This is a genomic window from Mycolicibacterium palauense (assembly GCF_002592005.1).
Lineage (GTDB): Bacteria > Actinomycetota > Actinomycetes > Mycobacteriales > Mycobacteriaceae > Mycobacterium > Mycobacterium palauense.
In genome coordinates, this window is the sequence record NZ_NVQF01000132.1 from 1 (window position 1) to 10,000 (window position 10,000).

General features: G+C 68.8%; 7 protein-coding genes. 6 read left to right on the plus strand and 1 reads right to left on the minus strand.

From position 1 onward, the window contains the following. The 6 genes from CSR00_RS28160 to CSR00_RS28185 form a co-directional block, all read left to right on the plus strand. Positions 1–352: TM2 domain-containing protein (locus CSR00_RS28160; protein WP_141564512.1), on the plus strand; the 352-nt coding region annotated here is incomplete at its 5' end. 5 nt (positions 353–357) lie between these two features. Then, on the plus strand, positions 358–789 hold the full coding sequence (locus tag CSR00_RS28165; protein WP_099025671.1) for a DUF2752 domain-containing protein: 432 nt from the start codon (positions 358–360) through the stop codon (positions 787–789). Between the two features lie 181 nt (positions 790–970). Then, entirely contained in the window at positions 971–5,542 is a 4,572-nt protein-coding gene (gltB, locus tag CSR00_RS28170; protein ID WP_099025676.1) for a glutamate synthase large subunit, read from the plus strand. Beyond that, on the plus strand, positions 5,535–7,037 hold the full coding sequence (locus tag CSR00_RS28175) for a glutamate synthase subunit beta (protein WP_099025672.1): 1,503 nt from the start codon (positions 5,535–5,537) through the stop codon (positions 7,035–7,037). Before gltB ends, CSR00_RS28175 begins: the two co-directional genes overlap by 8 nt. A gap of 114 nt (positions 7,038–7,151) precedes the next feature. Next, positions 7,152–8,570 (plus strand): pyruvate kinase, encoded by a 1,419-nt coding sequence (pyk, locus tag CSR00_RS28180; RefSeq protein WP_099025673.1) that lies wholly within the window; start codon positions 7,152–7,154, stop codon positions 8,568–8,570. A gap of 70 nt (positions 8,571–8,640) precedes the next feature. Then, positions 8,641–9,543: an acyl-CoA thioesterase II gene (locus CSR00_RS28185; RefSeq protein ID WP_099025677.1), complete on the plus strand. Its 903-nt coding sequence runs from the start codon at positions 8,641–8,643 to the stop codon at positions 9,541–9,543. A 15-nt stretch (positions 9,544–9,558) separates the two neighbouring features. Here CSR00_RS28185 and CSR00_RS28190 read toward each other — a convergent pair whose 3' ends face one another. Beyond that, a complete protein-coding gene (locus tag CSR00_RS28190) occupies positions 9,559–9,918 on the minus strand; it encodes a DUF4190 domain-containing protein (RefSeq protein WP_281259767.1) in 360 nt (119 codons plus the stop codon). Between the last annotated feature and the right edge of the window lie 82 nt (positions 9,919–10,000).

Sequence of the window (10,000 nt, forward strand, 5' to 3'; positions counted from 1 at the left end):
GTTCGAGGGCTATCCGCCCCCACCCGGCCAGTACCCCGCGGGCGGATACCCACCGCCCTACGGGGGCTACTACGACCCGGTCGCCCCCTACGGCCGGCACCCCGTGACCGGTGAGCCGCTGTCGGACAAATCCAAAGTGGTGGCCGGCCTGCTGCAGCTGATCGGCCTGTTCGGTCTCGTCGGGTTCGGTCGGATCTATCTCGGTCAGACCGGACTGGGTATCGCACAGTTGATCGTCGGCGTCGTCACCTGCGGCATCGGTGCGGTGATCTGGGGGATCGTCGACGCCATCATGATCTTCACCGGCAGCGTGCGTGACCCGCAGGGCCGTCCCCTGCGCGACGGGACGTAGCGCCGATGGAAACCGGCACCACCGACCGGCAGCACCGGGTGCCGACCCGGAAGGTTGCGACCTGGACGGTGCTGGGTACCGCCGGTGCGTTTGCCGGCGCCCTGGCCTATGTGGGCCTCATCGACCCGCACCGTCCCGGGTCGCTGTACCCGGGATGTCCCTTCCGGATGATCACCGGCTGGGACTGCCCCGCCTGCGGCGGGCTGCGGATGACCCACGACCTCCTGCACGCCGACCTCGCCGCAGCGGTGGTCGACAACGTGTTCCTGCTGGTGGGGCTGCCGATGCTGGCGTTGTGGGTGCTCGTCCGGTGGTGGCAGGGGCGCCGGATCTTCCCGCCCGCGGCGGTGGTGGTCCTGGTGGTCGCCGCGGTGAGCTGGACCGTCGTGCGCAATCTGCCCGCCTTTCCGCTGGTGCCGACCATTCTCAGTGGGTAGCCGAGGCGTTGCGCTGATAGACTGACCTATGGCTGTGCAACGCCTGAACGCGGTGCCGCCACACTGGTCGGGCCGGTGCAGTCCCGAAATCAATCGTCAGACTGCGGCCGCTTTGAGCGCTTGAGAGCCCTTCACACAGAACAACTCTCGCACCCGCAGCTCGACAGCGGAGGTGTTGGAGATGCTGTTCTCAGCCCTACCCGAGGCTCAGGGCCTCTATGACCCCGAGCAGGAACACGATTCCTGCGGTGTCGCCATGGTCACCGACATCAAGGGCAGGCGCTCGCACGCGATCGTCGCCGACGGGCTGATCGCGCTGGAGCATCTGGAACATCGTGGCGCCGCGGGCGCCGAACCCAACAGCGGTGACGGTGCCGGGATCCTGCTGCAGCTCCCGGTGGAGCTGCTGCGGGAGGTGGTGGACTTCGAGCTGCCCGAGCCGGCCGCCGACGGCGCGAACAGATTCGCCGCGGGCATCGCCTTCCTACCGATGGATCCGGAGGCGCGCGAGGCCGCCCGGCAGCGCATCGAGGAGATCGCCGCCGACGAGGGTGTCGAGGTGCTGGGGTGGCGCGCGGTCCCGGTCGATCCCGACGGTGCGGAGGTCGGCGCCACCGCCCTGGGATGCATGCCCTACATGGCCCAGTTGTTCGTCACCGCCCGCGGCCACAACGGGGCACCGCTGTCGGGCATCGACCTGGACCGCCGGGTGTACCCGGTCCGCAAACGCGCCGGACATGTCACACCCGAGATCGAGGCGGCCGGCACGGGGGTGTACTTCGCATCGCTGTCGTCGCGCACCATCACCTACAAGGGGATGCTCACCACGATGCAGCTCCCCAGGTATTTCGAGGACCTGCGCGACGAGCGCTGCCAGAGCGCCATCGCCATCGTGCACAGCAGGTTCTCGACCAACACGTTCCCGTCCTGGCCGCTGGCCCACCCGTTCCGCTTCGTCGCCCACAACGGTGAGATCAACACGGTGCGCGGCAACCGCAACCGGATGCACGCCCGCGAGGCGATGCTGTCCAGCTCCCACATCGGCGGCGACCTGGCCCGGCTGTCCCCGATCTGCACACCGGACTCCTCGGACTCGGCGTCCTTCGACCAGACTCTGGAACTGCTGCACCTGGGTGGCCGCAGTCTGCCCCACGCGGTGATGATGATGATCCCCGAGGCCTGGGAGAACAACACCACGTTGTCGCCGGCGCGGCGGGCGTTCTGCCAGTTCCACGCCTCGATCATGGAGCCGTGGGACGGCCCGGCCTGCGTGACGTTCACCGACGGGACCGTGGTCGGCGCCGTGCTCGATCGCAACGGGCTGCGGCCGGGCCGTTGGTGGCGCACCATCGACGACCGGGTCATCCTGGCCAGCGAGTCCGGTGTGCTCGACGTGCCCTCCGGCGAGGTGGTGGCCAAGGGCCGGCTCGAGCCCGGCAAGATGTTCCTCATCGACACCGCCCAGGGGCGGCTCATCTCCGACGACGAGATCAAAGAGGAACTCGCCGAGCAGTTCCCGTATGACGAGTGGCTGCACTCGGGTCTGCTGGATCTGAACTCCCTGCCCGACCGTGGCCGGGTGCAGCCCAACCACGAATCGGTGGTGCGCCGCCAGATCGCCTTCGGCTACACCGAGGAGGATCTGCGCATCCTGCTCACCCCGATGGCGGCTTCGGGCGCCGAGCCGCTGGGCTCGATGGGCACCGACACCCCGGTCGCGGTGCTCTCGCAGCGGTCGAAGTTGTTCTACGACTATTTCGTCGAACTGTTCGCCCAGGTGACCAACCCGCCGCTGGACGCCATCCGCGAGGAGATCGTCACCTCGATGGCGCGGGTGATGGGTCCCGAACAGAATCTGCTGGAACCGGGTGCCGCGTCGTGCCGGCAGATCCTGTTGCCGTGGCCGGTGCTGGACAACGACGACCTCAACAAGATCGTGCACATCAACGACGACCATGAGCATCCCGGGCTCAGGACGACCGTGCTGCGCGCCCTCTACGACGTCGAGCGCGGGGGCGAAGGGCTCGCCGAGGCGATCGAGGACCTGCGTCTGCGGGCCAGCGAGGCGATCACCAAGGGTGCGCGGACCCTGGTGATCTCCGACCGCGACTCCGACCACACCAAGGCCCCGATCCCGTCGCTGCTGGCGGTCTCGGCGGTGCACCACCACCTGGTGCGCACCAAGGAACGCACCAAGGTCGCGCTGGTGGTCGAAAGCGGCGACGCACGCGAGGTGCACCACATCGCGTTGCTCATCGGTTTCGGTGCCGCCGCGGTCAACCCCTACCTGGCGTTCGAGTCGATCGAAGACCTCATCCGGGAGGGGGAGCTGACCGGGATCGAAACCTCCACCGCGGTCCGCAACTATCTCAAGGCGCTCGGCAAGGGCGTCATGAAGGTCATGAGCAAGATGGGCATCTCCACGGTGGCCTCCTACACCGGCGCGCAGGTCTTCGAGGCCATCGGTCTGGACAAGGAGGTCGTCGAGGAATACCTGTCCGGCACCGTCAGCCAGCTCGGTGGGGTGGGGCTCGACGTGCTCGCCGACGAGGTCCGGTTCCGGCACCGGCGCGCCTATCCCGAGAACCCCACCGAGCGGGCCCACCGGCGGCTCTCGGTCGGCGGGGAGTACCAGTTCCGCCGCGACGGAGAACTGCACCTGTTCAGCCCGGAAGTCGTGTTCCTGCTGCAGCATTCGACACGCACGGGCCGCCATGACGTGTTCGCCAAGTACACCGAGGAGGTCGACAGGCTCTCCCGTGCGGGCGGCACGCTGCGCGGCCTGTTCGGTATCAGGGAGGGGGTGCGCGAGCCGGTCCCGCTCTCGGAGGTGGAGTCCGTCGATTCCATCTGCACCCGGTTCAACACCGGCGCGATGAGCTACGGCTCCATCTCGGCCGAGGCGCACGAGACCATGGCGGTCGCCATGAACAATCTCGGCGGCCGCTCCAACAGCGGCGAGGGCGGCGAGGACACCGACCGGCTCTACGATCCGCGTCGGCGCAGCGCCGTCAAACAGGTCGCCTCGGGCCGGTTCGGCGTGACCAGCGACTACCTGGTCAACGCCTCCGACATCCAGATCAAGATGGCGCAGGGGGCCAAACCCGGTGAGGGCGGGCAGCTTCCGGGCTACAAGGTGTATCCCAGCATCGCCAAGACCAGGCACTCGACACCGGGTGTGGGACTGATCTCACCGCCGCCGCACCACGACATCTACTCGATCGAGGATCTGGCCCAGCTCATTCACGACCTGAAGAACGCCAACGCCGAGGCGCGCATCCACGTCAAGCTGGTCAGCTCGGTGGGGGTGGGGACCGTGGCCGCCGGCGTCTCGAAGGCGCACGCCGACGTGGTGCTCATCAGTGGCTACGACGGCGGGACCGGCGCGGCGCCGCTGACCTCGCTCAAGCATGCGGGGGCGCCGTGGGAGATCGGACTGGCCGACGCCCAGCAGACGTTGGTGCTCAACGGTCTTCGCGACCGCATCACCGTGCAGTGTGACGGCGGCATGCGTACCGCCCGCGACGTGGTGGTGGCCATGCTGCTGGGGGCCGAGGAGTACGGCTTCGCCACCGCCCCGCTGATCGTGTCGGGCTGCATCATGATGCGGGTGTGTCACCTCGACACCTGCCCGGTGGGGGTGGCCACCCAGAATCCCGAGTTGCGGGCGCGGTTCAACGGCAAGCCGGAGTTCGTCGAGAACTTCTTCCGGTTCATCGCCGAGGACATCCGCACCTACCTGGCCAAGCTCGGATTCCGCAGCATCGACGAAGCCGTCGGGCACGCCGAGCTGCTCGACACCGCGGAGGGTGTGGCGCACTGGAAGAGCAAGGGCCTGGATCTGAGCAGGCTCTTCGCGGTTCCCGGTGACGACCAGACCCAGCGCCGCCGGGTGCGTGATCAGGACCACGGACTCGACCACGCCCTGGACCAGACCCTGGTGGCGCTCGCCGAGGGTGCGCTCGAGGACGCCCACCCGGTGACACTGGAGCTGCCGGTGCGCAACGTCAACCGCACCGTCGGCACCCTGCTGGGCTCGGAGGTCACCCGCCGATACGGCGCCACGGGGCTTCCCGCGGACACGATCACGGTGAAACTCACCGGCTCGGCCGGCCAGTCGCTGGGCGCGTTCCTGCCCCCGGGCATCACCATCGACCTGGTCGGCGACGCCAACGACTACGTCGGCAAGGGGCTTTCGGGTGGCCGGATCGCGGTACGGCCGCCCGACGACGTGCTGTTCCTTCCCGAGGACCACGTCATCGCCGGCAACACGCTGCTCTACGGGGCCACCTCCGGGGAGGTCTATCTGCGCGGCCGGGTCGGGGAGCGGTTCTGCGCCCGCAACTCCGGCGCGCTGGCGGTCAACGAGGGTGTGGGCGACCACGCCTGCGAGTACATGACCGGTGGCCGGGTGGTGGTGCTCGGTCCGACCGGACGCAACATCGCCGCGGGCATGTCGGGCGGTATCGCCTACGTGCTGGGCCTCAACCCGGCCAAGGTCAACACCGCGATGGTGGAGTTGCAGCGCCTCGAACCCGAGGATCTGGCGTGGCTGCGCGAAGTCGTTGCGCGGCACGCGCACTACACGGGCAGCACGGTGGCGGCATCCGTGCTGGCCGACTGGCCTCGGCGCAGCGCCCAGTTCACCAAGATCATGCCGCTGGACTACCAACGCGTGCTGCAGGCCACCCGGATGGCCAAGGCCGAGGGACGCGACGTCGACACCGCGATCATGGAGGCAACTCGTGGCTGACCCCCAGGGCTTTCTGCAGGTAACCAAGAGCGAGGCGGCTAAACGGCCGGTCGACGAACGGGTCGGCGACTGGCGTGAGGTCTATGAGCGTCAGGACCCGCACGAACGCGCCGGTGAGGTCAGCCAGCAGGCCCGCCGGTGCATGGACTGCGGGATCCCGTTCTGCCACTCCGGGACGGCGGGGTGTCCGCTGGGCAACCTCATCCCCGAATGGAACGACCTGGTCCGGCGCGGCCGCTGGGATGCGGCCAGTGACCGGCTGCACGCCACCAACAACTTCCCCGAATTCACCGGCCGGCTGTGCCCGGCCCCGTGCGAGGCGGCGTGTGTGCTCTCGATCGGTGAGGAGCGGACCGGGGGCAGCGTCACGATCAAGCGCATCGAACAGACCATCGCCGACCAGGCGTGGATGGACGGCATCGTCGAGCCCCAGCCGGCGGCGATCTCCACCGGCAAGAGCGTGGCCGTGGTCGGATCGGGCCCGGCGGGCCTGGCCGCCGCACAGCAGCTGACCCGCGCCGGTCACCACGTCACCGTCTACGAGCGCGATGACCGCCTCGGCGGCCTGATGCGCTACGGCATACCGGAGTACAAGCTGGAGAAGGGCACGCTGAATCAGCGGCTCACCCAGATGCGCGCCGAGGGAACGCGGTTCGTCACCGACTGCGAGGTCGGGGTGGACCTCTCGGTGGAGGAACTCCGGAACCGTTTCGATGCGGTGGTGCTGGCCGTGGGGGCGCTGCGGGCGCGCGACAACGACGTGGAGGGCCGCCATCTCAACGGCGTCCACCTGGCGATGGAGCACCTGGTGCCGGCCAACAAGGAGTGTGAGGGCGACGGCCCGTCGGCGATCACCGCCGCGGGCAAGCACGTGGTGATCATCGGCGGGGGTGACACCGGCGCCGACTGCCTGGGAACCGCCCACCGCCAGGGCGCGGTCTCGGTGACCCAGCTCGATTACAACCCCGAGCCGCCGGAGGCCCGGGATGACACCCGCTCCCCGTGGCCGACGTGGCCGCTGGTGCTGCGGACCTCCAATGCCCATGCCGAGGGGGGTCAGCGCCGCTACGAGGTGGCCGTGCAGCGGTTCATCGGCGACGAGGACGGCAACGTCCGTGCCATGGAGATCGCCGAGGTTCGGGTCACCCGCGACGCCGACGGGCGCCGCACCATCACGCCGGTCGGCGAGTCGATGCAGCTGCCGTGCGACCTGGCGCTGCTGGCGATCGGCTTCGAGGGTGTGGAGCACATGCCGTTGCTCGAGGGCCTCGACCTGGATCTCAACCGCCGCGGTGCGCTGCCGTGCGGCCCGGACTGGCAGACCACCGCGCCCGGGGTGTTCGTGTGCGGGGACGCCCACCGTGGGGCCTCGCTGGTGGTGTGGGCCATCGCCGAGGGACGCGCGGCCGCGCATGCGGTCGACGTGTTCCTGATGGGCGAGTCGGATCTGCCGGCGCCCGTGCACCCGACGGCGCTTCCGCTCGCGGCGGTGTGACGGATGTCCGTCTGGTGACGCCGACGCGAACATTGGCGGCCGTCACCTGGCGTCCACGCCATCGGCATCTGGATCGGTCGAGAAGCCCGAGGGGCAGGACTATGCTGAGGCGTCGTGACTAGACGCGGCAAGATCGTGTGCACGCTCGGCCCGGCGACCGGAACCGATGAGATGGTCAAACATCTCGTGGAAGCCGGCATGGACGTGGCCCGGATGAACTTCAGCCACGGCGAGCACGCCGACCACGAGGCTGCCTACAAGCGGGTGCGCGCCGCCTCGGACGCGACGGGCCGCGCGGTGGGCATCCTGGCAGACCTGCAGGGCCCGAAGATCCGGCTGGGCCGCTTCGCCGAGGGCCCCACGTTCTGGGCCACCGGCGAGACCGTGCGGATCACCGTCGAGGACTGCGAGGGCAACCACGACCGGGTCTCGACCACCTACAAGGAGTTGTCCAAGGACGCCCAGCCCGGTGACCGGCTGCTGGTCGACGACGGCAAGGTGGCGCTGGTCGTCGAGCACATCGACGGCGCCGACGTGGTGTGCACCGTCACCGAGGGTGGCCCGGTCAGCAACAACAAGGGCCTGTCCATGCCGGGGATGAACGTCTCGGTGCCCGCGCTGTCGGAGAAGGACATCGACGACCTCGAGTTCGCGCTGAAGCTCGGCGTCGACCTGGTGGCGCTGTCGTTCGTGCGCTCGCCGGCCGATGTCGAGCTGGTGCACGCGGTGATGGACCGCGTCGGTCGCCGCGTCCCGGTGATCGCCAAGCTGGAGAAGCCCGAGGCGATCGACAACCTGGAGGCCATCGTGCTGGCCTTCGACGCGGTCATGGTGGCCCGCGGCGATCTCGGTGTCGAGTTGCCGCTGGAGGAGGTGCCGCTGGTGCAGAAGCGCGCCATCCAGATGGCGCGGGAGAACGCCAAGCCGGTGATCGTGGCCACCCAGATGCTCGAGTCGATGATCGAGAATTCCCGTCCCACAAGGGCCGAGGCCTCCGACGTGGCCAACGCCGTGCTCGACGGCGCCGACGCGGTGATGCTCTCCGGGGAGACCTCGGTGGGGAAGTACCCGCTGGAGGCGGTGCGCACGATGGCGCGCATCGTGTCCGCGGTGGAGGAGAACTCCACGGCGGCACCGCCGCTGACCCACGTGCCGAGGACCAAGCGGGGTGTCATCTCGTACGCGGCGCGCGATATCGGCGAGCGCCTCGATGCGAAGGCCCTGGTGGCCTTCACGCAGTCCGGTGACACCGTCAAACGGCTGGCTCGGCTGCACACCCCGCTGCCGCTGCTGGCGTTCACCGCGCTGCCCGAGGTGCGCAGTCAGCTGGCGCTGACCTGGGGCACCGAGACGTTCATCGTGTCGCACATGACCGCCACCGACGAGATGATCCGGCAGGTCGACAAGTCGCTGCTGGAGCTTGGCCGCTACAAGCGCGGCGATCTGGTGATCATCGTCGCGGGTGCTCCGCCGGGCACAGTAGGCTCGACGAACCTGATCCACGTGCATCGGATCGGGGAGGACGACCACTAGCGGTACGACGATGCGGCCGAGGGACGAGGCCGAGGAGGAGTGCCGCAGGTCGGGCATCAGCGGTACGACGATGCGGCCGAGGGACGAGGCCGAGGAGGAGGCGCACTTGCCGGCGAGCTCAGATTTCGACGAGCTTCTCGGGGTCCTTGACCTTCGACCCGCCGGCGAGGATCGGTTCATCGGGAGTCACCCGAGCAAGAACCCGGTGCGTACCTTCGGGGGCCAGATGATGGCGCAGGCCTTCGTCGCCGGCAGCCGGACCCTGCGCACCGACATCCCGCCCAGCGCGCTGTCGGTGCATTTCATCGCCGGCGGTGATCCGTCCAAGGATTTGCAGTTCGACGTGGTCCGGCTGCGCGACGAGCGCCGTTTCGCCAACCGGCGTGTGGACGTCAGCCAGGACGGCCAGCTGCTGGTGACCGCGCTGGTCTCGTATCTGGCCGGGGGCCGTGGACTCGAGCACGGCCTGGCCACCCCGGAGGTGGCACCGCCGCACGACCTGCCCGGAATCGGTGAGCTGCTGACCGGCTACGAGGAGACCGTTCCGCATTTCGTCAACGCCCTCAAGCCCATCGAGTGGCGCTACACCAACGACCCGGCCTGGGTGATGCGCGACAAGGGTGGCGCCCTGCCGCACAACCGGGTGTGGATGAAGACCGTGGGCGCGATGCCCGCCGACCCGGTGCTGCACAACGCCGCGCTGGTGTACTCGTCGGACACCACGGTGCTGGACTCGATCATCACCACCCACGGGTTGTCATGGGGGTTCGACCGGATCTTCGCGGTCACCGTCAACCACTCCGTGTGGTTTCACCGGCCGGTGCATTTCGACGACTGGCTGCTCTACTCGACGAGTTCCCCGGTGGCCTCGGATTCGCGCGGGCTGGGCACCGGGCACTTCTTCGACACCGCGGGCAACGTGGTGGCCACCGTGGTCCAGGAAGGCATCGTCAAGCACTTCCCCGGTCGCTGAGCACCGGCGCGGCCGCTACCCGGTGGGGGTGAGGGTGACGCTGAACTGGTTTTCGATCTTGCCGCGGAACTCTTCTTCGCATTGCAGCTGGGCGGCGCGGTCATTGCCGGCCCGCTGCATGCAGTCGACGTAGTCTCCGCCGCCGATCTTCATGAACCCCCAGACGCCGACGGCGATCAGCACGGCATTGAGCACGATGCCCAGGAAGCCGAGCACGACGCCGGCGATCGCGATGCCGCCGTTGTCCGCCTCGCCCTTCTTGGCCCGGCTGTAGCCGAGGAAACCCAGCACGATCGCCACCAGGCCGAGAACGAAGCCGCCGAACACGGTGAGCACCGCGGGCAGGGCCAGCAGCCCGGTGATCAGCGCCGCCAGTCCGAGACCGTTCTTCGGTGACGTCGGCGACCGTCACCACCAGCCCTGTCCCTTATACACATCGGAGGCTGCCCAACATACA